This window comes from Mesorhizobium sp. YM1C-6-2 (assembly GCF_003666685.1).
In the GTDB taxonomy this organism is placed as follows: Bacteria; Pseudomonadota; Alphaproteobacteria; order Rhizobiales; family Rhizobiaceae; genus Mesorhizobium_K.
Genome location: NZ_RCIZ01000001.1, coordinates 884,539 through 910,025 on the forward strand (window position 1 = coordinate 884,539; position 25,487 = coordinate 910,025).

Genomic DNA, 25,487 nt, shown 5'->3' on the forward strand with positions numbered 1-25,487 from the left:
GTCGCCTCTTTTCCGATAGGCTGAACCGGCTGCCACCATAGGTAGCAGACATCGTGCTGTGAGCTGATCGGGGGGTCGGCATGAAGCGCAATGCTGTTCGGTGAGCTGCCGCACCGGGACAATGCGGCGGTTCCTCAGGAAAGGCCGTTCGAAGGGACCTCCGCTTCGCTGGAGCAGGAGGCCGAAGACGGCTTTCAATTCGCGCTCTATCTGTTCCCCGAGCTTCAGGACTGGCTGCCGCTGCTCAGGCGTCTTGCCGTCTCGCCCGGCAACGCCGCTTACATCACCCTGGTCGCCCGCGGCAACGGCACGGATTTTCAGACCGAACTGCTGGCGTCCGGCCTGATCGACGAAGCCAATTTTTACCGTGCGCTGGCCGAGGAGATCGGCGTCGGCCACGCCGAAGCCGTCGAGCAGGACCGCCTGTTCATATCGGACGAGGCTGCCGTCTCCTGCCTTCGCCGCCGCGCCCGGCCCCTGACGGTGAAGCTCGCCGGGCGGGACAACACCACCAGCTACCTGCTCGTGCCCGACGGGATTCCGCTCGACCGTCTGCGCCAGATCGCCGACCATCCCAACGTTGCCGGATGGCTGAAGATCGTCTCTCCCGCCGCGCTGCACAGCGCGCTGTTTTCGCGGGTCAGGCTGCTGCTCGCCAGGCGCGCGACATCCGATCTCTTCGACCGCTTTCCCGACCTGTCGGCCCGCCTCGTCGCCAATGGCTGGCAGGGCTCGGTCCTGGGCGGGGGGCTGGTCGCACTGCTGATGGCGCTCTGGCTGAACCCCGCCGGCACCTGGCTGGTGCTGCACATCTTCTTCACGGTGTTCTTCATCGCCTGCGTAGGCCTGCGCTTCGCTGCCTTCCCGTCGACCGGAAGGCCGCAGGCGGAAGCGCTCGCCGCGCCGCCGGCGTCCGAGCTGCCGGTCTATTCGGTGCTTGTCGCCCTCCACCGCGAGGCCGAAATCGTGCCGGAACTCGTGGCTGCGCTGGAACGGATCGAGTGGCCGAAAAGCAAGCTGGAGATCAAGCTCGTCTGCGAGGCCGACGACCTCCAGACGCTCGACGCGCTCCGCTCGCTCGCCCTGCCGCGCAACATGGCGGTGGTCGAGGTGCCGGTATTCGGCCCGCGTACCAAGCCGAAGGCGCTCGCCTATGCGCTGCCGCTGGCGAGCGGCGAATTCGTCGTTCTCTACGACGCCGAGGACCACCCGCATCCGCAGCAGCTCCTCGGCGCCTGGCGGAAGTTCCAGGAATCGCCGCCGGAGGTTGCCTGCGTCCAGGCGCCGCTGGAGGTCTCCAACGGCGATGCCGGCTTCGTCGCGCGCATGTTCGCCTTCGAATATGCCGCGCTCTTCCGCGGCATGCTGCCGTGGCTCGCCTCGCGGCGCATGCTCGTGCCGCTCGGCGGCACCTCGAACCACTTCCGCCGCGCCGTGCTGGAGGAGGTCGGCAGTTGGGATCCCTACAACGTCACCGAGGACGCCGATCTCGGCATGCGGCTCGCCCGCTTCGGCTACCGCACCGAGACGATCGCCTTTCCCACCTACGAATCCGGTCCGGATGCCTTCGCCACCTGGCTGCCGCAGCGTACCCGCTGGTTCAAGGGCTGGATGCACCTTTTTAAGTTTTCAGTTATCTAACTGAAAATAAATAGAAATCGTAAATCAGCGACTATGAAATATCTAACAATAGCAACGCTATAGCAACATTTCGCCGGTCGAAAGGCTGTCGATAGGTTCGCACCGAGTTGCAACTCACGAACCGCTATTCGCGTCGATCAAGGCCGCGTCTCGGTTTCGCCTCCACTCCCAAGGTAGCGCGAACGACCCAGCCCAGATGCCCCCGGGCCACCCTGGCAGTGTTCTGGGCGTCGGCATAACACCCCTTGCTGTACCGAGGCCAATTGAGCGCGTGGCCGTTGCTGACGAGCCATTCGGCGACATCACGGCCGCCAGCGCTGCAAACGGCGATGATCCGCTTGAATCGGTCGCGATTGACCTCAGTGCAGGATGTCGGTCGGTGAGCATCCAAGAAGTCGGCCAGAGCAAGCGCCGCAACTTGGCCACAGCGGTATCTCTTGCCGGCCTCGTCCAGGCACAACTGACGTCCTTCCGGAGCGTCGATGCCGTTGAAGCGAATGCGCTTGCTGTGGATTTCAATGGTGTCTGCGTCGACGACCGATGCCCGGCCAACGATAGGCTCCCCGCTCGCCGGCAGGACGCCGGCAACGAAGCAGATCGAAAGTGCAGCAAGCCTCGTTAGTGGCAATGGACCATCCCCGTGCTGTTGTCCATGTGGCAGCATTGACCGGGTGGTGAACTCTTGCGGTAACCGCCGCCGTGGGCGGATGCCAGATTGGTGGCGAGCAAAAGGGTCGCGAGGGCGGCGGTGATTGGCTTCATTGTCCCCCTCCCAAGGTAACGAACACCAAACCACGGCGTGATCGGCGGAGCAACCTTAAGATGCAACGGCTAGTTAATCGAGAATCCGAAAGTAATACACGTCGACGAAACGACCACGAACATCAGTCTCGACCTTTCCCCTCAATTGGAGAACCGTCGTGCTGGTCACCTCTGGGCCTCGCCAAAATTTACGCTCGATTCGGACGCGAATATCTCCTGTCGCATCTCGGAACAAATACTGCGCTCTCCGCACCTCCTTTTTCAGCGAGCCCGTCAAGGACACGCGGCTGCCAACACGCGCGGTCCTCGCTTGTTCTACTATCGTCACATTGGACTGGACGGAACCCAGAGAACTGTGCAGATGCCGAGCCGTGGAGGGCTACGGTCAAGCAAACAGAAGCCAAAGACAGTTTTCCAAAATGCAATAGGCGAACGTCATTCTAGCGCATCTCATCCCTCCTAAGCCGACTAAGGCCTGTTGCTGACAATGACCTGCGTACCGGAGAATTGGCAAGCGGTTCGCTCGCTTCTGACGCTCAGGAATAGCGATGCTGTGTCCAGCTGCAACTCTTGGGAACCGGCGCTAACCTCCAGGCCGTGGCGGGGGGTCTTTGTCTGTGTCTTTTACGGGTTTATTGTCTTCACTCGGGCCCTGCGGTGGCGGAGCAACGTTTCCGTGTTCATCCCTGGGCACTTTCGTATTTTTCTCGTCGGGCATGGCAACCTCCTATCCAGCACAACCGCGGGCTTCAAACGGAGGTTCCAGCGAAGCGGGATGAATCGTCATTGCCAGCCGCGATAACGCCCTGCCTGCGTGACGGGAAGTAACTTTCAGAAGCATTGAAGATTGTTTCCTCCACCACTGGAGGTATTTGACATGCTGCACAGCCCCATCGATTTCTCCCTCATCGCTGGGTTCCCCTGATCGTCTCGGCGTACCTTGGGCGCTTTGTCGTCAGACATGGGAGCCTGGGCAGCGAAGCAATTCAGAGACTTCTGCAGCATGCCTTGGAGGGAATGAAGCTGCATCGGGTCGGGATCCGGGTGATTTCCTATAATGATCGCGCCATCCGTAGCTATGAGAAGTGCGGGTTCTCGATCGAAGGGCGCGAACGGGAAACGGCTTTCGTCAACGGCGCTTGGCACGATGATGTCATGATGGGAAGAACTTTCCGCTGACGAATCCTAGATCTGTCGGCGGCGCGGCACATTCCCTGCCCGGACTACTGTACTTGCGAGCCTCCACCGATTGGAGCATCCTGCCCTGGGTTGGGAGGAAAACATGCGAATAGCATTGGCTTTGGGCATTCTGATGGGCGCCACGTGCGCCGCGGTAGCCGAGGAATACCGCCTCGTGCACGCGGACAACAACGATGAGACTACCCTTCGAAAGGGGCTCACCGAGGAAGAGTGTCAGCGGCTGAAGGCGAATTTTCTCAAGAGCACAGTTATCGTCGTGCAAGTTTCCGAGAAAGACCCCAACTCGGGAACGCTAGCCTGCTTGCCCGAAGGCGAGCCCTGATGTTGGCAGTGTATTATGACGCGTGACCCTCGTCTCGATGCCCTTGCCGCCAGCGACCTTTCATCGGCAGCGATCCTTGCAGCCCTGATCGGCATGCTGGGCGCAAAAGGCACGCTATCGGACCGAGAGGTCCGTGAGATCTACGAACAGGCCCTGTTTCTGCTGGAAACTCACCAGCGCGGCGAGCCGGAAGTGGAGCCGATCTACGAAGCCGCGCGAGAAATTATAGAAGCGCAGTTGCGCTAGGAAGACGGAACTCCCAAACCCGTTTCTGCATTATAGCCACCCTCCTCCCCGGTACGGAGAGCGATGTGGCAAAATTCACCACGACCAAAGAGCGGCGGGAACGTTTCGAGCAGACCCAAGCGGAGGCCAAGGCTGCGATCGAAGCTGAGCACGCCGCGCGCCTAGCGAAGACCGCGAAGCTTCGCGAGGCTCGGTTGGCGGCCGAGAGGGACAAGAAGCAGAAGCCCAAATGAAAAGCCCGCCCCGGAGGGTTGGGACGGGCAATGCGAGCGGTCGGATTTTTTGGGGGTCGGGGCACCGACCGCTCTTCTATTTTAGCAGGTTGAGATAAAAGAAAAAGCCCGCCGCTTCGAAAGGCCGAAAGCAGCGGGCCTAGGATCGCCGTCTCGGGGGAAGCAAGGTGGTGATCCAACCTTCAAATTTCTAGCCGCGTCGGAAGTTCCACCAGCGGATTATGAAAGACCGAAGACGTACTCTCAGGCTCCATCTTCGCCTTGAGGTAGGCGGCCCGACTCTCGACACTTCCGCTCAAACTCATCGTGCCAAGCGACCTGCTGGGGAGACATGTGGCCGTTGTGGCGGAAATAGTCGGCCGGCCGGTTGTTAAGCAGGTTGACCGCCGTATTCAGATCCTTGCGAAGTTGCATCAGCGCTTGACCGTGAGGGCCTGAGTGGGTCAGCCTCAAATCCGTATCCCGGATGACCCTTTCCAAGGCGGAAACCTGAAACTCGATTTTCTGGAGATCGTATTCGCGGATCGTGTCGTAGTGCTTGCGCCGTGGCATTGGCGTTGCTCCTCAAGCCCCTGAGGTTTCAGCTACGCCCCAATGAGGGAGATGCCTCTCGCGCTGTCTTCCGTCAATGCCCGATTGACTCTTTTGTTCCATTTTTGTTCACCGTGGGGCGGAGGGCAGTTTGGAGTATGCCGCCATGAAGAAGATACAGCTTTTGGTGCGCGTTCCGGGCGCATCCCCTGAGGAAGTTCACAAGGGTGGCCTTGCCGCCGTGGCCGTTTTCAAGGAAGCGGGGGTAACGCCGCTTGAGGCCGTCGAGGCGTCATTCGCCCGCGAGGGTTGGGATTTGTCAGGCTTCGACCCAGACTATGAAGGCTACAGCGCAGAGGAAGCCGAAATTGCCGGCCTCTGGGATGAGGCGGCGGTCAATGCGGCGGAAGTAGCCTGCTCCGACTGGCCTGCTGACAGGAAGAGACCTGAATTCGCGGAACTGGAGATCCTGCACTAATGTGCGGCCGCTTCACCCGCTTCCACTCCTGGGCCGACATTCACGAGATGTATCGCCTACTGCCGGCGACGGAGGTCGGTCGCAACACGGAGGCGCGCTACAACATCGCGCCGACCTAGGACGTCTTTTTTGTCGCCGATGACGGGGAGGGCGGACTGAAGGTTCGCCAAGGCCGCTGGTGGCTGGTACCGTGGTGAGCGAAGGAGATGCCGAAGGGCGCGATGTTCAACGCTCGCATCGAGACGGCCGACACATCCAGCGCCTTTAAGGATGCATGGAAATCGAAGCGCTGCCTGATCCCGGCCGACGGCTTCTACGAGTGGACCCGAAATCAATCGGACGGCGGCCGAGATCCATGGTTCATCCATCTGACCGGGACGCAGCCCTTCAGCTTCGCCGGCCTGTGGGCGCTCAACAGCAAGCTCGACGTCACGAGCTGCACCATCATCACCATGCCGGCCAGCGAGCCCATGACACAGTTGCACGATCGCCAGCCGGCCATCCTGGCGCCGGAGGCTTATGACTCCTGGATGGACCCGGCAACGCCTGCGGCCGATGTGAAGCCGCTGCTTGCCAACAACCTCGACGGGGAACTGCAGTTCCATCGCGTCGACCGCCGCGTGAACGCGTCCAGCAAGACGGACAAGCCGAACGACGAAGCGTCCATGATTGGGCCGATCAACCCGCTATGAGCAACGGCCTGCTACATCAACAGAAGATGCCGAAGCTGATCGTCGCGGCGGCTTTCGACCGCGGCGAAGATGGCGAACTGTTCCCTGTGTACGGTCCCGCCGAGCAGCAGAGCGAAGAGCGTGCGGTGCGGGTTGCCAAATCGCTCGCGACGAAGCATGCCGGCGTTATCGCCTGGAGCCGCGAAGCGAACCCGGCAATCGGTGAATATGGACCGCCCACAACGCTGTTTCAGGCGGGCGAAGTGCCGGAGATGGAATAGATGAGCGACGAACTGCGACAGGGAGAACCAGCGCGGGCGCCGAGCGGCATTTTCGTGCACTATTGCGAGTATCCAGGCTGCACGGAGTGGGGCGGTTGGGGCTATTCCCGCACAAGGCAGTAGACGCGGTGGTTCTGCTATCCGCATAAAGATGCAGGCGAGATGCTACTGGGGCGATGACGTATCACGTTGCCTATGTTCCATGCGGTGCTGATTCAGCGCCTTACGGATTTGAACTTCAGCCTGTTCCCATTCGGCATTGACGTCGTCGAGTGAAAGTCCCGCCGCTACAGCGTCCGTCAGGTATCGGTACTGCATCGTTGACGCATCTCCATCAGGCTCGTGCGAGGCCTGCCGGATGTTTGCGTCTATCCAGTTTTGGAGAAAGTTGAGCACCTGTTCCTGCATCGCTAACTCTGCTCTCGGATGATTTCTTCCACGCTGGCGTGCCGCAAATCCTCCTCGCCGCGCAGATGGCGCACCGTTGCCATGACCCCCGGCTCGAGCCATTTGGCTTCCGGCTTTGCTTTCATCCCTTTCGGCAACGGTAGTCGTTTCGCCCTGACGCGGGCGAGCAATCTCTCCTTGATCCCGCGGTTGGTGATGAACGCGCCGCCCCGGTAGTTGTTTTGTCGATCCACCATCAGGGCCATTGTGGGCTTGCCGCGGCCTTCCAGGACACCAGCTACCTCCAGCTCGGATATCGCGTAGCTCTTGATTTTCAGCCAGGCGCGGGTGCGACCGCCGATATAGGAGGCCTTCGCACGCTTCGACACAATGCCCTCGAGCCCCATCGCGTCAGCGGCCTGATAGAAAGCCTTGCCGCCACCCTGTACAGCCTCCGAAAACTGGATTGCTGTGGGAGGATCATCCAGCACGATCTGGAGCCGCTCTCGCCGCTCGATCGTCGTCTCGCCACGGACGTCTTTGCCGTCGATCATGAGCATATCGAAGGCGATAAAGACCAGCCGACCGGGACTGCTTTTGATCGCCTTCTTGAAGGCCCGGTAATCAGATCTGCCATCCGCGTTCAGGACTGTCATCTCGCCATCGAGGATGGCGGAGCGAACCGGCAATCCCGCGACCTCACGTACCACGGCGCCGTATTTCGCCGTCCAGTCGGCGCCACGGCGAGTGAAGGCCTGGACCTTACCATCCTCCAAGGCGAGCAGCGTCCGGTAGCCGTCGTGCTTGATCTCGTGAATCCATTCCGCACCGTCGGGCGGCTGCTCGACGAGGGAGGCAAGCATAGGCTCTATGAACTGGGCACGCATGAACAGCACTCGACAGACGCGATTCAATCCGACCGAACGGATTCCGTTCCCCGGAACTGCACGACGTTATCTGTGTTGTAGAATTTTCTAATGGGAGGCAGCATCATGGCTGACGATAAGTCGAAAACCGGCCAGCAAGATCGTGACCGTGTTGCGGGCGGCCAGGACTACGAGCTGCAGCATCTGGCTAAGGAAACAGGCGTTACGCTCGAACAGGCTCTTCAACTCATCAGAGCCTATGGCAACGACCGGGAGAAGCTGATGAAGGCGGCCAAGGGGCTTGCAAACAACAAGCCGAGCCCCCGCTCATCGCGCCTGTGATGGTCGGCAAATTGTCGGGCACCTGACCACTGTGCCATCACGCGCTTTGTTTGCGAGGATCATCCGCGCCTGGCGTGGCCTGACGAGTGCAATTGCGGCGCCCCTGGTAAGCCATGCCCGGTTTGCAACGCGGCGCCAGGCAGGCCGCGACTGCCAGACGGCTTCGTAATCGACGAAGAGGCGGACCAGGAACTGCCGGGAGAGAAAGTCACCAATGGTTAACGAGACGATCTCTATGGGCATTCAGGCAAACGCGGTCCGTATTGAACGCGTCGACGGAATGTGGACCGTCTTTATCGTGATCGACGGCGAAACCACCCAACGGACCTTCGAGTCCAAGGAGTACGCGGAGAATTTCGCAGACGGGCAACGGGCACGACTGCTGATGATCAATGATAATGCGCGAAACAAAGGGTCATTGTGACGGCAGTTGCAAGGAGAGGATCGCCACGGGCCACGATACTAACACTTCCTCAATAGCTGACGTGTAGTAGTTGGCGCGCAAGGGGGAGCCACCCCGAGCGCACACCCTTGCAATAACGGCCGGCACCACCCGAAGCCACACACTTCCGGATCGAGCGCCGGCCGTTTCTCACCTCCGGAACCTGCGCCTTTTTGGCTGATTTCCGCCTTTTCGGTCCATGATAGGGTAGTAGCGCGATCATCCGCAGGGGGTGCTCATCGTGAAGCAAGACATGCTATATATAGCCGGCTTCGCGTGCATCGCTTTTAGTATCTTCATAGCGGCTTGTCTTATTGGTGGATTCTTCTTCCCCTCAACGCCGTCGGCAGCCTGGCAACCGAGACGTTCACGCAGCGTTCAGGAACGACATGATAAATCCCGCGCTTCTTCATGGCTTGGGATTTGCAGACGTGTCGCAGGAGATCGACCCGCTTACGAAACGAGCCCAGATTGCTCTCTATGCCAGCCTGGCGATCGGGTCGGCCCTCATGATTGCGCTGATAATCGTCTTGCTCGCCTACGAAGGATAACTTGAGGCGGCTAGGCTCCATTTTTTCGCGGTCAGCCCCGGAGAATATTAATCAAAGGCCCGGCGCGCAGTCGCGACAGGCCCTAGGAACTGCGGTCAACGACCGTCATTTGCAGTTGTCATCATCCGCCTTGGCCGCCGCAGTCTTCTCCCCGTCCTGTTGAGCCTCGACGTCTTGCTGCGAGGTCGCCAAATCCTTGTCGCCACCGCCCTCCTCGGTCGCGAGAGGCATAGTCCCGCCATCCTTGGCAGCCTTGTTCCCACTTGGCTCTGCGCCTTCCAGCGGTGCATGAGAGCCGTCTTTGGAGATGCCGGCAGTCTTGTTTACATCTTTGCCGGCCGAAGTATTCGGGCAAGCTGCTATGGCGGTGCCAGCGCCGAGCAAAAGCGATGCGGCTAGAAGCAATGCACTGGTGATTTTCATCTTATCCTCCTGTGAGGTGCCCGAACCCTAACAGACAGTGGCTTGGTTGGTTCCCGATGCAAAAGACGCGCCGCCGTTGCGCTGAACGCATAAAAAAGCCCGACAGCCATGAGGGCAGCGGGATCAGGGTTTTGCGGGTCGATCCGCCACCTCCGGGACGGCTGTGAGACCCCTTCCATATGGGAACCTGGAACGAGTTCGCGCGTTCCAACCACGTTTTGGGGGATTGCGACCATTCCTATTGACGAAAAGCTTGCCGCCATCTTCCCGGGCACCAGCGAGATGTCGCGGGTGATGAGGGAGTTTGACTGGAGTTCAACTTCCCTAGGAAACCCGGAAGATTGGCCCGAAGGGTTGAAGACTCCGCTGCGGATGCTGCTGACGACCCGCTTCGAGATGTGGCTCGGCTGGGGTCCCGAACTCAACTTCTTCTACAATGACGCTTACATTCCGACCTTGGGCATCAAACACCCTAGCATGCTGGGTCGACCGTTCCGGGAGGTCTGGTCGGAAGTCTATGACGATGTCGCAGATCAGGTTGAGCGCGTTCGGGCCGGAGAGGCGACCTGGAACAAAGCGCTTCTTCTTCGGCTGGAACGCAGCGGCTATCCAGAGGAAACCTATCACAGCTTCTCGTACAGCCCGCTTTTCAAGGCTGACGGCACGGTAGGCGGGCTCCTTTGCGTCGTCAGCGAGGAGACGGGCCGGATTATCAGCGAGCGCCGACTTGAGACCTTGCGCCAGATCGGCAGCGCTCTTACGCCGGTAAAGGATAAGGCTGGCCTTCACGCAGGCGTCCGACAAGCCTTTGCCACGAACCGTCGGGATTTTCCGTTTGTATCCCTCCAGTTCTCCGGCGACGAGCCGGTGGATTACGAAGATACGTTTGACCTGGAGGCTGCCTCTCTCCCGAACCGTGGAGTGGAGGAAGGTTGTATCGTGGACCTCCCCCCCAATGTCAAATGGCCAGTGGGTGATTGGGACCGACCTCCGGTCCGCGCGATCATCATCGGCATTCCAGGTCCCGAGGGGACGTCGACCGTGGGCAGGCTGGTTCTTGGCCTCAACCCACTTCGGCCTGACGATCCCGACATCCTGGATATCGCCCGCCTGATGGCCAGTCAGATCGGCGCGTCGTACGCCACGGTCAAAGCCCTTGAAAACGAGCGTCGCCGAGCCGACCGCATCTGGAGCGTTTCTAGGGACATCATGGTCGTGATCGACGCCACGGGCATGTTCCGCTCGGTGAGTCCTTCTTGGACTCGAATACTCGGGCATCCGATCGATCAGGTCGTCGGGCGTCACTTCGGCGACTTCATGGATCCTGACGATGTTGCAGCGAGTGCGGACGCACTTTCAGAAGCCTTCGCCGGCCAGGATCTATCGAACTACGAGAGCAGGTATCGTGCGCTCGACGGCAGCTTTCGCCTTATCGAGTGGCATACGACCAAGGAAGATGATCTGGTCTACGCTTATGGTCGCGATGTAACGGAACGTCGCCGCGTCGAAGAGGCATTGACCGACAGTCGGGAGCAGTTCCGTCATCTCGTACAGGGTGTCACCGATTACGCGATCTACATGATAGACCAAGAGGGACGGGTCTCCAGCTGGAATGAAGGAGCGCGCCGTATCAAGGGATATGAGCCCGAAGAAATTATCGGCGAACATTTCTCGCGGTTCTACACGGAAGAGGATCGGGCGGCGGGAGCGCCTGCACGCACGCTGGAGACTGCGAAAAAGGAAGGCCGCTTCATCTCGGAGGGCTGGCGGGTCCGTAAGAACGGCGAGCGCTTCCGAGCCAGCGTCGTTATCGACGCGATCCGTGACGACCAGGGTCGACCAATTGGCTTTGCCAAAATTACCCGCGACATTACTGAGAAGGAAGCGGCACAGCGTGATCTGGAGGCTGCCAAGGAGGCGCTGTTCCAATCGCAGAAGATGGAGGCGATCGGGCAACTCACAGGAGGCGTTGCCCACGACTTCAATAACCTGCTGATGGCCATCCTGAGCAGCTTGGAGCTGCTGGGCAAACACCTTCCTGATGATACGGCTTCCCGGCGCCTGCTGAACAATGCGGTAGAGGGCGCTCAACGAGGTGCCACACTCACTCAGCGCATGCTTGCCTTCGCACGCAAGCAAGAACTTACCCTGGAACATATCGAAATTCCCGCACTGCTCGCAGGGATGAGCGATCTCGTGCAGCGTTCGATCGGTCCAGAATGGCCGATCTCCACAAACTTTCCGCTGAAGTTGCCTCCCGTCCTCGTGGACTCGAACCAACTCGAGATGGCGCTGCTCAACCTGATCGTCAACGCTCGCGATGCCACGCCGGCCGGAGGTCCGATCGTCATCTCCGGTACGTGTGTGGATCTCGAAAGCAACGTCGTCCGTGGGCTTTCGCAAGGCAGCTACGTGCGGCTAATAGTTAGGGACCAAGGGGTCGGGATGGATGTCGACACCGCACGTCGCGCGACCGAACCCTTCTTCACGACGAAGGGCATCGGCAAAGGCACTGGATTAGGACTGGCGATGGTGCACGGGATGACACAGCAGATCGGCGGTACCTTCGAGATCATCAGCAAAGCTGGCCAAGGGACGAGCGCGATCCTGTGGTTGCCGATCGCGAAGCAGTCCGCCGTTGTCGAGCCAGCATCTCCTCCGCCAAAAACACCCGGCCCGGAACTCGACAGGTTGACAATCCTAGTTGTGGACGACGACGCCCTTGTCCTGATGAATACTGCGGCCTTGCTCGAGGATATGGGGCATGACGTGATCGAGGCCTATTCCGGCAAGGAGGCACTGGCGCGCTTCCGAGAGCGCGACGATATCGATCTCGTCGTGACCGATCAGGCCATGCCCAACATGACGGGAGTCGAACTGATCGCGGCGATCGAAGGCATCCGTACCGGGGTGCCGAAGATCATCGCCAGCGGCTACGGCGAGGGTGTCGAAGCCCCCGGGAGAAATGTCGTCCGCCTGGGCAAACCGTTCGGACAAGCGCAACTGGCTCGTTCCATCGCTTTGGTAATGGGGGCGGATAGTACGTCTGCCGAGGGCGGACGTAGTGCTAAGCTAAGCTGACCAACGTACGCGGGCTCAACGCCCGAACGCTCCTCAGCATTGCCGGATCAGGCGCGGCCGCTCAAACGGCGGCCGGCAGCCATGCAGCATGCTATTCGAGACGTACAACGACGTAACCGAGCATCCGAATCCGCGTCCGAATTGAATTGACTTCGGACTTATCGGACACTATTCCTGTTTTGTCTTAGACAATACCGGACTGGGACGATGAAGATCGGTTACGCGCGTGTTTCTTCCACAGGGCAGAATGAGGCTCAGGTCGACATCCTGAACAAGCATAACATTGAGGAGCTGTTCGTTGACATAGCGAGCGGAACGACGCGAGACGGGCGCCCCGCATTGGCCGATGCGATTAAGTTCGCTCGCAAGGGAGATGCTATCGTAGTGACCCGCCTCGACCGGCTCGCGCGCTCTGTCCTAGATCTGCATACGATCGCAAAGGAGCTTCAAGCCAAGAAAGTCGATCTCGTCGTTACCGAGCAAAGTATCGACACGAGCACGCCGACGGGCAGGCTGATGTTCAACATGCTCGGAGCGATTGCCGAGTTCGAAACAGACTCACGCCGGGAGCGCCAGTTGGAGGGCATCGCCAAGGCGAAAGCGGAAGGTCGTTACAAGGGCCGGCCGGTCTCGGTCGACGGCGAGGCCATCGTTGCGGCATTGGCTGGTGGCGAGAAACCGTCGGCAGTAGCAAAGCGGTTCAGCGTCGCCAGATCTACCGTCTACAGGGTGGCCGCACAGACTTGATGCTAGCCACGCAGGCAGCTAGCGCTTGCTCCGTTTGCCTGCTTTCGCCTTGACCTTCGTGCCCCGCTTGCGTCCCAGCCCCATCTTCTTGGCAAGCTCAGAACGTGCCGCCGCGTAGTTCGGGGCAACCATCGGATAGTCGGCGGGAAGATTCCACTTCAGGCGGTATTCTTCCGGCGTCATCCCATAGTGTGTCATAAGATGACGCTTCAGCGATTTGAAGCGTTTCCCGTCTTCGAGCGAAATGATGTAATCCGGATGCACCGAACGTCTTGGGTTCACTGCCGGAGTCTGGGGGTCAGCCACAAGTGCCGGCGGTTGCGAAAGACTGGATACAGCTAGATGGATAGTCGCAATCAACTCCGCGAGGTCCCCCGCTGGTACTGAGTTGTTTGCGACGTATGCCGATACGATGTCGGCAGTGAGTTCAGTGTAATTTGCGAAAAGTTCTGAAACGGACATGCGATTTCCCCAACGGCTGTCGCCGCTTACCGATTTTTAGGTCGGTGAGCAATATGTGAGGGGGAGGAAGGGACTTAAGCCGGACCCGAAGGCCCCTTATGCGACTAGGGGCAACTGGCTGCTTTGCGCCCCCATATCCGTCATTCGGCCGTTCCCTGCCGACCTCCAGAAGCAGACATAGCCGTGTCACGAGCGAGGTTGTGCCACAAGCGTCCCGTGGGAGACGCCGTCGAGGGGTACCACTCACCATTACCCGACCCACGGAACATCCTGCATAACTGCTGACCGGCGTTTTACCCGGCTCGCCAGCCATCATCTCCTGACGGCACACCTCGCGTTCCGACCCTTCATCTTCTCAGCACCGTAGGTCTGCGGCGGCACGGGAAGCCCGTTGCCTTGATCGGGGAGCGACGCGGCGCTTCTGGCTGCATTCCCGGAAGTCTACGGCCGATGGCCACCAAAGAGATGATCGGCCACTGCTGTGGAGGAAGTAAGCGCCAAATCGCGCGATTGCTGTTCACGCAACCTGGTCGACTGAGGCGCTCACGATACCGACGCGCGAGCTGCCGTAGGTGAAGTTGGTCGGGAAGCCGCCTCGAGAGGCCGCGTCCCAACCCATCACTATCCCGTCCGGTTAGGGGCCGTCACTGCCTAGAACGTCGTGCTGAAGCCGAGCGTGCCCTTGACGCCGTAGCTGCCTTCGAAGCTGGTGGAAGCGAGCGCTTCCCCGTAAAGCGCGTATTTGCCGCCGGCCCAACGATAAGTGCCGCCGAGGCCAAGCTCCGCACCGAAGGAATCCGGCTCGAACGCGACATTCACGCCAGCCACGTCGACCGCCGTTCCGTCGAGGAAGTCGTAGGTCAGGTTGGCGATGCCGTAGACATGGCTGCGATCCGTGCCGGCTCCCGCGTCGTAGTCCAGCGCAAGGCCGATCCGGCCCTTCAGGCTGTCTCCGTTATCGATTGAGACGGTCGCACCGAAGGGATCGGTGAAATCGTCGAAATCGACTGAGGTGTAGGCGAGTTGCGCCTGCGGCGTGACCGACCAGCTGCCGCCGACGGGCACCTTCCGGCCGGCCTCGATGCTGAAGGCGTAGCCGACGCCGTCATTGCCGTCAGCGAGCTCACCGACGCCATCGGCGGAAAGGTCGCTCGACAGGCGGGCTACCGAGGCCTGTCCGTCGACATAGATCCCGTCGTTACCGTACCAGGTCAGCGTCGCGCCGACGCCGTAGCTGTCGGTCGAGTTGTCGCCGCTGCCGAGGTCGGAAGAGATGTCGGCATCGATCCGTCCATATTGTGCGTTGAAGCCGCCGACCAGCATTCCCGATCCGTTCTCGGCGAGCAGTCCATCGATGCCAGCCTGCAGGAGGAAGCGGTTGCTGTCGTAGGAGGTGCCGGTCGTCGACTGCCCCTCGGCATGGCGGTGCGCGCCTTCGATGCGGGTCCAGAGATTGCGCGGGCCAGCATAACCCGCAGCGTCTTCGCTTCCGCCCGGCCAGTAGCGGTCGCCGACGCGCTGCTGCAGGGTCGGCAGTTCGGTCAGGCCAAGCAGCACGATCGGATAGTTCTCGTAGACCGGTACGGTCGGTGCGAGGCCGTCGGCGCGCAAATACCAGTCGCCATCGTCCAGTGTGCCGGTCAGGTCGTTCTGGAACAGATTGTACGTGTACGCACCCCCGATCGCCGGGCCGCCGAGCGCGAAGGCGCCGGCCGCGGACGCACCCTCCACGTCAACGATCTTGATGCCGTCGCCTGTTGTCTCAGCGCCGGCACCGCCGAGATTGGTGACGAAGACCTGTGTCGCGCCGCTCCCGAGGATCGAATCCCCGGTAATGAACAGGAGATCGGTCAGCGAGGTGTCGTCGCCGAGTTCTGCTTCGATCTGTAGAACGCCGCCATTGCCCGTGTAGTTGCCGTCGATAGTCAGCGTGTCGATGCCGTTGATACCCGGAGCGATAGACCCGCCAGCAAAGTTCTGCGTGTTGCCGACCGAACCGATGCCGGCGAGGATGCCGCCGCGGACATCCATAGCGCCGCCGAGGATGCCGTTCACCTCCAGCATGCCGCCATAGACGCTGGCGAGACCGGTGAAGCCGGTCTGGTCGGCGTTGAAGATGGTGCGCCCGGCGAGCTGGTTGATTTCACCGCCGCCATTGATCGGGAGGTCGAAGACATATCCGGTTTCGGTGTGGTTGAAATTGATCGCGCCACTTGCCGCAAGCGTGACCGCCGACGCTTCGAGAGTGCCGGCAGCTGCCGCCTCGCCAGCCGCCCCGCCAATGTTCAACGTAGCGTCGCTGTCCGCATCCGAGCCGCCCAGGACAAGGGCGGTGCCGCCGCCGCCCACCACCACCTTGCCGTCATCGGCGATGGTCAGGATACCTTTGCCGCCGGTTCCAACGGCGATGGTATCCCCTCTCAACTCCGACCCGGGGCCGGAAATGAGAGCGCTGAACTCGGTGGCACCGCGGCTCGGACGCGCAATGGTTATCCCCGTTCCGGTCATGACCCCGCCGTCGAGGATCGAAAGGGTTCCGCGAGAAAGTTCCAATATTCCGGTGGAGTCCCAACGCGAACCGTCGCCAACCACCTCTACCGTTGACCAGCCGCTTTCATATGTCACGGACGCGCCGGCGGTGCCGAGCCGCAGAGAACCCACGTTGATCTGGCCGCCGTCACGGACGGTGTAATATCCCGTCCCGCTGCCGGAAAAAAAAGACGAGACCGAAAGCGTTGATCCCTGCCCTGTCACAAGAAGGTTGGCTTCAGCATTGCTCAGACTGGTGGAAGTACCAAAAAACCGCAGCCCAGCACTCGCTGCGCCAAAATACCCGCCATCCTCGATGGTGATCGTTCCATAGGATTCACTCCCGGCGCTGACGTCAAGGAAACTGGTGCCGGTCGCTTCAAGTCGGGTTCCCTGCCCGGAAACGGTCAGACTCGCCGTTTCGCCGGTGCCCGCCAATTGCATCTGGCCCGCAGTGGCGTTCGTATTCCCGTACGTGATCTCGCTGCCGCCGGTGACGAGCGTGTGACCGCCGTTGAGATCGATTCTGGTGATGCCGGATCCAGTCACGCCGTCGAACACGAGCTGCCCCCCACCATCCTGGCGCAGTATGCCCGTATTCAACACGCCTGAACCGAGGACATTGCCGGACAGGGTCAACGTGGCATCACCGCCAACATCGAAGGCCTGGCCGGAGGCAAGCGTGAGCGTGTTGACGCCCGTTTCGATGGTGATCGCCTTTCCAGCGATCGAGGGCGGCGGGTTGGTGATCGCAAAGTTGCCCGTAAGCGTGATGGTGGATGCCGCATCGGAGCTTGCCTGGGCTTCCGCAATCGCCTGGTACAGCTCCGTTTCGTTCGAAGCCTCGAAGTTCGCCGCCCGTGCCGTCGAGATTGTAGCTCCCCCCGCGAGGGCCGCTGCGCACACGCCTGCGAGAAGTTGGTATTTTCGGTTGAATGTGGTGTTCGAAGCGCCCCCGCCCGAGCGTGTCTGCATTATTCCGATTCCTTGTATGCACTGCCTGAGATTCGCGACGATATATCTGTTTCAATATTTGACAAGCGACAATTCAGCGTCGTGTGGGCGGCATACTTAACGAATTACCTCCTATTCGACACAATACTGATTAGCCCCAGCTAAATAAGGGTTTGCTAGGAATAGCTTGAAGTATTGCTGCCTATACTCTGGCGTCGCCGCTTCGAGTGCTTGCACCTCCGAACTATTCACGGAACAAAAAGCAGGGCAGCAGCCCCTTGGATGTTTCTCGCCTGGCTCACTGCCTCCCATGGCAGCAAATTTGCATACTGTGCTGGGGTGGGCTGCATAGTTGCGCCGACACGTTCTCGCCAAGTCCTGAAGATTCCCGACTGCAACCAGCACGCTTGTTCGTAGAGTGGTCCTATCGCCCGACTACCTCATTGCCCAAGCTAGCAGCCAACTCATTTTCCCCCATCATCAGCCGGCTCAACCCGAGTTATCAACCAATGTTGCCAAGCGGGGCGACCATCCCTTTGAACAGTCCCATCCTGCTAAATGGGTCGGCGAACTCGACTGCTTCGATACTGCGGCACAGCGCGCGCCGGTGGATCAACTCCGCCTTGAGACCTCAATGCCGACGAAATTGATCGCAGCACGCGATCGGGCTTCTGGATGTTGTACGCGATCGTCGTTGCGAACGGCAGCTTGTCGCAGACTGCGCTCGAAAGCTGCCGGTCGGGTTCCGGCCCCTGACACGGCGTAGCAATGCGTACATAGCACGTGCGGTCGAATTGTGCGTACGCACGGGTTGATTTTGATCACGTACAGGCTAGCTAATGGACAACACTCTTCCGTACAGGAGTTGTCCATGACGAAGACCGTCCTCTATGCCCGCGTCTCTACCGCCGACCAGACGCTCGATCATCAACGCGACCAGGCTGAAGCTGCGGGGTTTAAGATCGACAAAGTGGTCGCTGACGACGGTGTCTCGGGTGTATCGACCAGGTTGGCAGATAGACCGCAGGGAAAACGCCTATACGACCTGCTGGCACCGGGAGACACTTTGGTGGTCCGATGGGTCGATCGGTTAGGCCGCGACTACCGCGACGTCTCCGACAGCATTCGACACTTCATGCGAGACGGCGTGGTGATCAAGACCGTCATAAATGGCATGACCTTCGATGGATCGACCACAGACCCTATTCAGCAGGCAGTGCGTGACGCCCTGATCGCGTTTATGGCTGCGACCGCAGAAGCTCAGGCCATGGCGACGAAGGAGGCTCAGCGGGCCGGTATCGCAGCAGCCAAAGGCGATCCTCGAACATATCGTGGTCGCAAGCCGAGCTATACGCGCGCGCAGTTCAACAAGGTCGTTACGATGCTCAACGCGGGTGAAGGTGCTTCTGTCATCTCAGCGGAAACCGGTCTGACGCGACAATCAATCTTACGCATCAGAACCGACCGTGCCGGTTCGGAAAAGGCTCTCGCGTTGTGGGGCTTGTAGCCGTCGTCGCCATGAACGCCACAAAGGGTCAACGACCGAAATGGGGCCGATTGCGGACCGGCCGGTTCTGGGCGCTCTCGGCGGATAGCTGCCGTTCAGCAAGCGACCTCATTGTCGCCGTTCGGGGTGCTTCCGTCGACGCTCGAAACTTGCCTTCGTTCGTTTCCAACCAACGGCAGAGCCGGGGCGGCTTGCCGACAGTCCGGTGCAAGAGACCGATTTCGATCTGGTTCACGACAATGAGATTCAAATCTTCGAGTAAAGTTTGAAGGCAATCCCTGCCGCTTCTCTCTAGTCGTCCTGAGTTCAAGGAACGCGCCTACTCCGTTTGGGTTAACCAATCATTTAGGATAATTGTTGCCTTGCGGATGTTGAATATTGTAATCTCACCCTGGGGTTTGGGGGAATCCACATGGTGGCAATCAAGAGAACAATTGCGTTACTGAATCACCAACCAATAATGCTCGAAGGCCTCATCCGCATCTTTGGAGGGGCCGATTCGCTGGCGTTGATGGATTTCGGTCTTCTTTCAGCAGAAACAATCGACAAGATCGTCAGAAGACGGCCGGATTTGGTCCTGCTGGATTCGGACGAGCAAGACCGTGGGACCCGCACGATCTCAAGAATCGTTCGGGAAAGTCCGGGTACCAAGGTTGGTGTCTTTGCGTCCGCGCCCAGTGTCGAGCATGCCGTGAGGTCGCTCGAGGCCGGTGCCGCGGGATATGTCTCGACAACCAGCACGGCTGACGAGCTTCGCGAAGCGGTGAAGTCCATATTGGACGGAGAAACCTTCATTACACAGAAGATCGCCACCAAGGTCATCACTTCCCTGAGGGCGGCAGCCATCCATAAGGCGGCGATCCGCTCCAAAGGACTGACCGTCCGTGAAGTCCAGATCGGCAACCTTCTGATGAAGGGAAGAACCAACCGGCAGATAGCGGAAGGGCTGGGCCTGAGCGAGAAGACGGTTAAACACTATTTGACTATCCTCATGCAGAAACTCGAGGCCAGCAACAGGCTTGAACTGGCTCTCGTCATGCGGAACGTCAACCCTGCAGCAGGTCAGCACCTGCTCAATTGAAAGTCATCCCGAAAGTCTGTTGGACTTGGGCTTCTGGTCCGGGGCCCGGCATGTCCGCGTGGTCCTACCACGCCTTGTCGCGCAGAGAGCGGCCGCCCGCTGCGCGACAAGGCGTGGAGGTTCCCGGCTTTTGCAGTGATGTGGGTGTCCGAAAGGTCGAAGCTGGGCGGCTATCGGGGGGAGTGACTGCCGCCCAGCTTCCTACCGCTCCCTGAGGGCTCTGTTGAACTGGTCAGAAAGCGGCTTTGCCAGATACGAGATTGCGGTCCGTTCCTCGGTGGTCACGTAGACCTCGACGGGCATGCCTGGCAGGAGAGTATCGTCGCCAAGCTTCGCCAGCTCTTCCGCGGAAACATGGACGTCGCCGAGATAGTAAGTTTCACCCGTTGCCGGATCGCGTGACGTCGCGGGAGATACGTGAACGACCTTCCCATCCAGCTCCGGCGTCGTGCGCTGGTTGAAGGCCGAGAAGCGGAGCCTGGCGGACTGGCCGACTGCAACCTGGTCAATGCTGGCCGGGGCCAGCCGCACCTCAACCTTGAGCTTGGCATCGGCCGGCACGATCGTGACCAGCACCTCGGCGGGAGTAATCACGCCGCCCACGGTATGGATGTTGAGTTCGTTCACCGTTCCCGAGATCGGCGCACGGATGTCGGTCCGGGCAAGGCGGTCCTCGATCGCCGTGCGGCGGTCGTTGAACTCTGACATCTTCGTTTCAACGAGGCTCAGTTCGCGCTGCGCTTCGGTGCGGGCGTTCTCGTCGATGGAGATGATCTGGAGCCGGATCTCGCTCATGCGGGTTTTCGCGCGGGCAATGGCGGCATCGATCTCGCCGCGTTCGCCCATCAGGCGCGCCTTGTCGCGGTCGGATGTGTAAATCCTGTTGCCCTCTATCAATTTCTTCTCCGCGAGGCCCTTGATCTTCTTGTGCTCGGTTTCGAGCAGTGCGATCTCGTCGTCTTTCGACGTGCGCTGCGCCTCAAGTCCTTTGATCTCTTCGCCGATCTGCTCGATGCCAAGCTCCAGCTGCTGTTTCTGGCTTTCGCGGTTGGTGCGGTTGCCGTCAAAAAGCCTCCTCTCACCGTTGACCGTGAAGGCTGTGTCAGGATGGTCGAGATCCAGCGTTGCCGGAAATTCGATCCCCTCCAGCGCGTCGCGCTCCGCCAGCAGCCGGGCCTTCCTCGCTGCCAATTCGATCAGCTGTGAACGCACGATCGAGAGTTCGGCCTTGGTTTGCGCATCCTCGAGCCGGATAAGAACCTGGCCCGCCTTGACGACATCCCCTTCCCTGACCGCGATGTCGGAGACGATGCCGCCGTCGCGGTGCTGGATCGACTTCAGGTTCTGGTCGACGGTTACCGACCCCTGCGCGATCACCGCTCCCGTCAGTTGCGCGGTCGCGGCCCAACCACCGACGCCGCCTACGAGCAGGAAGCAGAGCGTCACTCCCATGACGACGCGCGGTACGACACTGAATGTTCTCTCCCGCTTCCTGGCGGGCGTTATCGCCAGCTCTGTCTTGTCGTTCTTCATGCCAATGCCCCCCCGTTTCGTCCACACGCTGGCGGTCACGCGTGTTCGACCATGATCAGGATATGGTTTCCGTTCAAAGTGATGGTTGTTTCGTAGATGTCGTCATTGTTGAGGTCGGCTTCGATGATGGTCCGGTCCACCTCGTCGGTGCGGTCATTGCGGTACCTTATGGCGACTTCATCGTCGTCAAAGCCGTCGCCGTAGATGTCCTCGAAACGGTCCTCGAATTCGTCACAGATCTTTTCGAAGATGTCGTATTTGGATATGCGGATGCGGTCGCCTGCCTTGAAGTCCATGATTTCGTGTATGACCGGGCTGGGCGAGGGAGCATCCGCGGGGACGAACTCGAAAGTATTTTCCCCGTCACCGCCGATGAACACCGCAGCTTCTCCTCCGGCCACGAAATGGTCGTCGCCAGACCCTCCTTGCACCGTCTCGAAGCCTGATATTGCGTCGTCGCCGATTTCCAGTCCGCAGGCGGTTCCGGAGACGAGATTGACGGTCACGCCCTCGGACGTCCCCGAATAGTCGAGCGTGTCGCAGCCCTCCCCGCCGTCATAGATATCGTTGTCGCCATCGAGGGCGGCGATCAGATAGTCATCGCCCGAACCACCAGAGACGACATCCTCGCCCGAACCGTCGATCAGGAGGTCGTTCCCGTCTCCGCCGGATATCACATCGTGACCGCATTGTCCGTCGATCCGGTCGTCACCGCCATTCCCGGAGAGGACGTTGTTGCCGCTGTTTCCCGTGATTTCGTCGTCGCCGCTGCCGCCGGACGCGGCCTCGAAACCCGATATCGTGTCGGTTCCCGTTTCTGCGCCGAAGGCGATCCCTTCTTCCAGGTCGATCGAGACGCCTTGCGTGGAGGCGGAATAATCGATGGTGTCGCAACCCTCCCCGCCGTCATAGACGTCGTCGCTTCCGTCGAGAGCCGCGATCAGATGGTCGTCGCCCGAGCCGCCGTAGACGGCATCCTCGCCTGATCCATCGACAAGAACGTCGTTCCCGGTTCCCCCATGCAGTTCGTCATTGCCATCGCCGCCGTCGAGGACGTCATCCCCGGCGTCACCCTTCAAGATGTCCCGCCCTGCGCCGCCCGACAAAAGATCGTCGCCCTCTCCGCCCCTCAGAAGGTCGTCGCCGGCGTCGCCAAAGATGACGTCGTCGCCATCGTCGCCGAAGAGCCTGTCATTGCCCGCGCCGCCGGAGATATGATCATTCCCGGCTCCGCCGAAGACGATGTCGTTGCCCGCGCCGCCGAACACGGTATCGTTGCCCGATCCGGCCACGATATGATCGTCTCCGCGTCCTCCGGCAATGACGTCGTTCCCTGCGCGGCCATCGATGTTGTCGTCTCCGTCGCCGCCGTCGATATCGTCCGCACACATGGTTCCGAGAAGCGTGTCGTCTCCGCCGGTTCCTCCGATGTATGACTTGACGACCGAGAAGTGGGCGGTCTGGGAGACCGTGAATTCGCCGTCGGTTATCTCGTAGGTGATTGTCACCGGACCCAACAGCTGCGGCCCGCCCTGGAAGACCCAACCGTCTCCAGATTGGGTCAGGGTGCCGGAAGACACGGTGAGGTTCCGGACCGAAAGCGTATCGCCATCGGGATCGACGGCATTGCGCAGAAGGTCCGTCAGTCCGATAGCGAGGATTGCGCAACCCGAAACGTCCATAAGATAGACCGGACCCGCCACCCGTGGGGTTCGGTTGCCGGATTGCGGGTCTTCGTCATCGTCACACGGGTCTTCGTCGGGGCATCCGCCGCAAGGTCCATTGCCGCCTGGGTCCGTGTCACCCGGATCGGTATCGCCGGGGCCGTTGCCTCCCGGATCGGTGTCCCCGTCGCCGGGGCCGTCGGTAACGGGCGGGAAATCGCCGCCGGGGATGGTTCCGCCGCCGGGATTGTCGTTGGCCGCCCTCGCAGTCCTCGCCCCAATCGCGGGTGGTGCCTTGAAGCCTGTCCAGTCGACGGTCACTTCCGGTTGGAAGTATCCGACCACCGGGGATTCGATGCGCGTGAATGTGGCGGGGGGCAAAAGTTCGACGTTCCCGCCGCCTGAACCTCGGGGGCTATCTCCCTCCGTCGCCGTGCCGCCGGTGGGTTCAGGGTCGAGGGCGGGACGGTCCAGTGAGGCGGTTTGTGCCATTCCCGGTTCGGGTTCTCCCTCGGGCTCCCCGTCGGCCGGGCGTTTGCCCTCTACCGCTTCAGTCAAGCTGGGGAACACCGACTTCAGGTAAAGCGCCACGCCCAGCAGGAACATGGTCACAATGGCGGGGGTCTTCGACTTCTTCTCCCCGTCCTTCAAGACGTACCGATCGGCGGGATCGGTTTCTTGCGCTTGCGCCTTCGCGCCTCTGATGTCGATCATGCCGATACCCGTGCGGACACCCTGGCGAGCGTCTCCTTCCTGGGTTGAGCTTCGGGGGAATGCGCTTCGCGGCGTGGCGCATTGCCGATGATCTCTTCCTTTGGCCCGAAGGCGGTCATCCGGCCGTTCTGGATCACCGCTATGAGGTCGACCGCCGCAAGCGCACTCGGACGGTGGGCGATCACCACGACGATGCCACCACGGGCCTTGATGGCCTCGATCGCCGATGTCAGTGCGGCTTCGCCCTCACCGTCGAGGTTCGAGTTTGGTTCGTCGAGAACGACCACGAACGGGCTGCCGAAGAGCGCGCGGGCAAGGCCGATGCGCTGCCGCTGGCCGCCCGAAAGCGAAACGCCGAGCGGTCCCAGCTCCGTGCGGTAACCTTCGGGCATCCGCACGATCATCTCGTGAACGCCCGCTGCGCGCGAGGCCTCGACGATCGCTCGCGCATCGGGCCGTTCCTGAAGACGGGAAATGTTTTCCTCGATGGTCGCGTCGAGCAGCGCCACTTCCTGAGGCAGATATCCGACGAACTGGCCAAGGGCCTCGTCGTCCCATTGCGTCAGTTCGGCATCGTCCAGACGGACGCTGCCGCGCAGGACGGACCAGATGCCCGTGAGTGCCCGCACAAGCGTGGTCTTGCCGCCACCGCTCGGGCCGACAATGCCAAGCGCCTGCCCGGCCTTCAGCTCGAAGCTCACTTCGCTGAGCAGCACGCGTCCCGATCCCGGCGCGGCAACGGTGATGTTTTCCACCTTGAGCGATGCCTTCGGCGCGGGAAGTTCCATCGGCTCGTTGCCGTCGGCGAGCGCCATGGCCGTTTCCTTGAGCCTGCCGAAGGCGGTGCGGGCCTGGACGACGTTCTTCCAGTTGCCGATGGCAAGGTCGATCGGGGCGAGCGCCCGGGCCGACGCGACCGACGCGGCGATGATCGCTCCAGCCGTAAGCTCTCCCCGGATCGTCAGGTACGCGCCCATACCGAGCACGGCCGATTGCAGGATCATGCGCAGGACCCGCGAGATCGCGCCGAAGGTGCCGCTGATGTCGTTGGTCCGCGTCTGCAGCTCCAGATGATCCTCGTTGGCTTGACCGAAGCGCGCGACCGCGCGGCCCGCGAAGCCCATGGCCTTGAGGATGTCTGCGTTTCTCGCGTTGGAATCCGCGATCGCGTTCCGGGTGACGGCGGCTTGATGCGTGGCGCTGCTCAGCCGCCTAGTCATCAGTTCGGTGGTGATCGTAATCGCTGTCAGCACGAAGGCACCGCCCAGGGTCAGGGCACCCAGCCATGGATGGAGCACGTAGACGAAGGCCAGGAAGAGCGGCACCCAGGGGAGGTCGAACAGCGCCATCGGGCCCTGGCTGCCGAGAAAGCCCCGAACTGTGTCGACGTCGCGACCACGCTCCAGCGCCTCCGCCGTCGAAAAGCCGAACCGTGGCATGTCGACGGCGACCTGGTGGGCCATCGGCGCAACGTTGCGGTCGAGGCGCGCGCCGATGCGCACCAGTATCTGCGAGCGGATGACGTCGAAGAGCCCTTGGAAGAAATAGAGACCGATCGCCAGCGCCGAGATGGCGAGCAGGGTCGGAATGCTGCCGCTCGACAGGGCGCGGTCGTAGATTTGCAGCATGTAGAACGCGCCCGTGAGCGCAAGGATGTTGATGATTCCCGACATCCCGAACAGGAAGACGAAGATGCTCGTGAAACCTTTTGTCAGCTTCTCCGCGCTCTTGCGCTTTGACGCCGTGACCGGATCCTTTGAACGCATGACGGCTTTCCCCCCGGATAGCCTGTTGAGCACAAAACCGGGGACCGGATTTAAACCGGCCCCCGGGACGGAA

The 25,487-nt window shown here is 60.7% G+C and carries 26 protein-coding genes; 15 read left to right on the top strand and 11 right to left on the bottom strand.

Annotated elements, in window-relative coordinates:
- Positions 1–90: 90 nt before the first annotated feature.
- Complete coding sequence (locus D8676_RS04245) at positions 91–1,641, top strand: glycosyltransferase family 2 protein (protein WP_121579557.1); 1,551 nt, start codon at positions 91–93, stop codon at positions 1,639–1,641.
- Between the two features lie 124 nt (positions 1,642–1,765).
- Here the strand turns inward: D8676_RS04245 and D8676_RS04250 are convergent, their stop codons facing one another.
- Both D8676_RS04250 and D8676_RS04255 read right to left on the bottom strand, forming a co-directional pair.
- A complete protein-coding gene (locus tag D8676_RS04250; RefSeq protein WP_348628996.1) occupies positions 1,766–2,305 on the bottom strand; it encodes a thermonuclease family protein in 540 nt (179 codons plus the stop codon).
- A 171-nt stretch (positions 2,306–2,476) separates the two neighbouring features.
- A complete protein-coding gene (locus D8676_RS04255) occupies positions 2,477–2,731 on the bottom strand; it encodes a NirD/YgiW/YdeI family stress tolerance protein (RefSeq protein WP_281034267.1) in 255 nt (84 codons plus the stop codon).
- 641 nt (positions 2,732–3,372) lie between these two features.
- Between D8676_RS04255 and D8676_RS04260 the strand changes: the two genes are divergently transcribed.
- The 4 genes from D8676_RS04260 (at position 3,373) to D8676_RS27220 (ending at position 4,404) form a co-directional block, all read left to right on the top strand.
- On the top strand, positions 3,373–3,582 hold the full coding sequence (locus tag D8676_RS04260; protein WP_348628998.1) for a GNAT family protein: 210 nt from the start codon (positions 3,373–3,375) through the stop codon (positions 3,580–3,582).
- A gap of 103 nt (positions 3,583–3,685) precedes the next feature.
- The gene (locus D8676_RS04265; RefSeq protein WP_121579560.1) at positions 3,686–3,925 is read left to right on the top strand and encodes a hypothetical protein; all 240 of its coding nucleotides are present in this window, start codon (positions 3,686–3,688) and stop codon (positions 3,923–3,925) included.
- A gap of 15 nt (positions 3,926–3,940) precedes the next feature.
- The gene (locus tag D8676_RS04270) at positions 3,941–4,171 is read left to right on the top strand and encodes a hypothetical protein (RefSeq protein WP_121579561.1); all 231 of its coding nucleotides are present in this window, start codon (positions 3,941–3,943) and stop codon (positions 4,169–4,171) included.
- Between the two features lie 65 nt (positions 4,172–4,236).
- Entirely contained in the window at positions 4,237–4,404 is a 168-nt protein-coding gene (locus D8676_RS27220) for a hypothetical protein (RefSeq protein WP_183096967.1), read from the top strand.
- Between the two features lie 243 nt (positions 4,405–4,647).
- Here D8676_RS27220 and D8676_RS04275 read toward each other — a convergent pair whose 3' ends face one another.
- Positions 4,648–4,956 (bottom strand): hypothetical protein, encoded by a 309-nt coding sequence (locus tag D8676_RS04275; protein WP_121579562.1) that lies wholly within the window; start codon positions 4,954–4,956, stop codon positions 4,648–4,650.
- 130 nt (positions 4,957–5,086) lie between these two features.
- On the opposite strand from D8676_RS04275, the gene D8676_RS04280 reads away from it, so the two are divergent.
- The 4 genes from D8676_RS04280 (at position 5,087) to D8676_RS04290 (ending at position 6,365) form a co-directional block, all read left to right on the top strand.
- Positions 5,087–5,413 carry a hypothetical protein gene (locus D8676_RS04280; RefSeq protein ID WP_121579563.1) on the top strand — a complete coding sequence of 109 codons (327 nt, stop codon included), beginning with the start codon at positions 5,087–5,089 and terminating at the stop codon, positions 5,411–5,413.
- Positions 5,413–5,532 (top strand): SOS response-associated peptidase, encoded by a 120-nt coding sequence (locus D8676_RS27615; RefSeq protein WP_245426559.1) that lies wholly within the window; start codon positions 5,413–5,415, stop codon positions 5,530–5,532. The genes D8676_RS04280 and D8676_RS27615 overlap by 1 nt, the downstream gene beginning before the upstream one ends.
- Before the next feature lie 87 nt (positions 5,533–5,619).
- Complete coding sequence (locus D8676_RS04285) at positions 5,620–6,105, top strand: SOS response-associated peptidase (RefSeq protein WP_245426561.1); 486 nt, start codon at positions 5,620–5,622, stop codon at positions 6,103–6,105.
- The gene (locus D8676_RS04290) at positions 6,102–6,365 is read left to right on the top strand and encodes a hypothetical protein (RefSeq protein ID WP_121579564.1); all 264 of its coding nucleotides are present in this window, start codon (positions 6,102–6,104) and stop codon (positions 6,363–6,365) included. Before D8676_RS04285 ends, D8676_RS04290 begins: the two co-directional genes overlap by 4 nt.
- Positions 6,366–6,530: 165 nt before the next feature.
- On the opposite strand, the gene D8676_RS04295 is transcribed toward D8676_RS04290, so the two are convergent.
- The gene (locus D8676_RS04295) at positions 6,531–6,773 is read right to left on the bottom strand and encodes a hypothetical protein (protein WP_121579565.1); all 243 of its coding nucleotides are present in this window, start codon (positions 6,771–6,773) and stop codon (positions 6,531–6,533) included.
- A gap of 2 nt (positions 6,774–6,775) precedes the next feature.
- On the bottom strand, positions 6,776–7,639 hold the full coding sequence (locus D8676_RS04300) for an RNA ligase family protein (protein ID WP_147448148.1): 864 nt from the start codon (positions 7,637–7,639) through the stop codon (positions 6,776–6,778).
- 105 nt (positions 7,640–7,744) lie between these two features.
- Here D8676_RS04300 and D8676_RS04305 point away from each other — a divergent pair, with 105 nt between their 5' ends.
- Entirely contained in the window at positions 7,745–7,960 is a 216-nt protein-coding gene (locus tag D8676_RS04305; protein ID WP_121579748.1) for a DUF3606 domain-containing protein, read from the top strand.
- A gap of 214 nt (positions 7,961–8,174) precedes the next feature.
- Positions 8,175–8,384 carry a hypothetical protein gene (locus tag D8676_RS04310; RefSeq protein WP_245426563.1) on the top strand — a complete coding sequence of 70 codons (210 nt, stop codon included), beginning with the start codon at positions 8,175–8,177 and terminating at the stop codon, positions 8,382–8,384.
- Between the two features lie 674 nt (positions 8,385–9,058).
- Here D8676_RS04310 and D8676_RS04315 read toward each other — a convergent pair.
- Positions 9,059–9,376 (bottom strand): hypothetical protein, encoded by a 318-nt coding sequence (locus tag D8676_RS04315; RefSeq protein WP_121579567.1) that lies wholly within the window; start codon positions 9,374–9,376, stop codon positions 9,059–9,061.
- Between the two features lie 282 nt (positions 9,377–9,658).
- On the opposite strand from D8676_RS04315, the gene D8676_RS04320 reads away from it, so the two are divergent.
- Positions 9,659–12,457: a PAS domain S-box protein gene (locus D8676_RS04320; RefSeq protein ID WP_183096968.1), complete on the top strand. Its 2,799-nt coding sequence runs from the start codon at positions 9,659–9,661 to the stop codon at positions 12,455–12,457.
- Between the two features lie 207 nt (positions 12,458–12,664).
- Positions 12,665–13,204, top strand: a complete 540-nt coding sequence (locus tag D8676_RS04325) for a recombinase family protein (RefSeq protein WP_121579569.1) — start codon at positions 12,665–12,667, stop codon at positions 13,202–13,204.
- Between the two features lie 18 nt (positions 13,205–13,222).
- Here the strand turns inward: D8676_RS04325 and D8676_RS04330 are convergent, their stop codons facing one another.
- Together D8676_RS04330 and D8676_RS04335 are read right to left on the bottom strand one after the other, a co-directional pair.
- On the bottom strand, positions 13,223–13,666 hold the full coding sequence (locus D8676_RS04330) for a MucR family transcriptional regulator (protein WP_121579570.1): 444 nt from the start codon (positions 13,664–13,666) through the stop codon (positions 13,223–13,225).
- A 651-nt stretch (positions 13,667–14,317) separates the two neighbouring features.
- A complete protein-coding gene (locus tag D8676_RS04335) occupies positions 14,318–17,170 on the bottom strand; it encodes an autotransporter outer membrane beta-barrel domain-containing protein (protein WP_121579571.1) in 2,853 nt (950 codons plus the stop codon).
- Between the two features lie 850 nt (positions 17,171–18,020).
- On the opposite strand from D8676_RS04335, the gene D8676_RS04340 reads away from it, so the two are divergent.
- Positions 18,021–18,656 (top strand): recombinase family protein, encoded by a 636-nt coding sequence (locus D8676_RS04340; protein ID WP_121579572.1) that lies wholly within the window; start codon positions 18,021–18,023, stop codon positions 18,654–18,656.
- 412 nt (positions 18,657–19,068) lie between these two features.
- On the top strand, positions 19,069–19,737 hold the full coding sequence (locus tag D8676_RS04345; protein WP_121579573.1) for a response regulator transcription factor: 669 nt from the start codon (positions 19,069–19,071) through the stop codon (positions 19,735–19,737).
- Positions 19,738–19,938: 201 nt separating this feature from the next.
- Here the strand turns inward: D8676_RS04345 and D8676_RS04350 are convergent, their stop codons facing one another.
- The 3 genes from D8676_RS04350 to D8676_RS04360 are packed head-to-tail and all read right to left on the bottom strand — an operon-like array spanning position 19,939 to position 25,414.
- The gene (locus D8676_RS04350) at positions 19,939–21,270 is read right to left on the bottom strand and encodes an HlyD family type I secretion periplasmic adaptor subunit (RefSeq protein WP_121579574.1); all 1,332 of its coding nucleotides are present in this window, start codon (positions 21,268–21,270) and stop codon (positions 19,939–19,941) included.
- 35 nt (positions 21,271–21,305) lie between these two features.
- Positions 21,306–23,648, bottom strand: a complete 2,343-nt coding sequence (locus D8676_RS04355; protein ID WP_121579575.1) for a cadherin-like domain-containing protein — start codon at positions 23,646–23,648, stop codon at positions 21,306–21,308.
- The gene (locus D8676_RS04360) at positions 23,645–25,414 is read right to left on the bottom strand and encodes a type I secretion system permease/ATPase (protein ID WP_121579576.1); all 1,770 of its coding nucleotides are present in this window, start codon (positions 25,412–25,414) and stop codon (positions 23,645–23,647) included. The genes D8676_RS04355 and D8676_RS04360 overlap by 4 nt, the downstream gene beginning before the upstream one ends.
- Between the last annotated feature and the right edge of the window lie 73 nt (positions 25,415–25,487).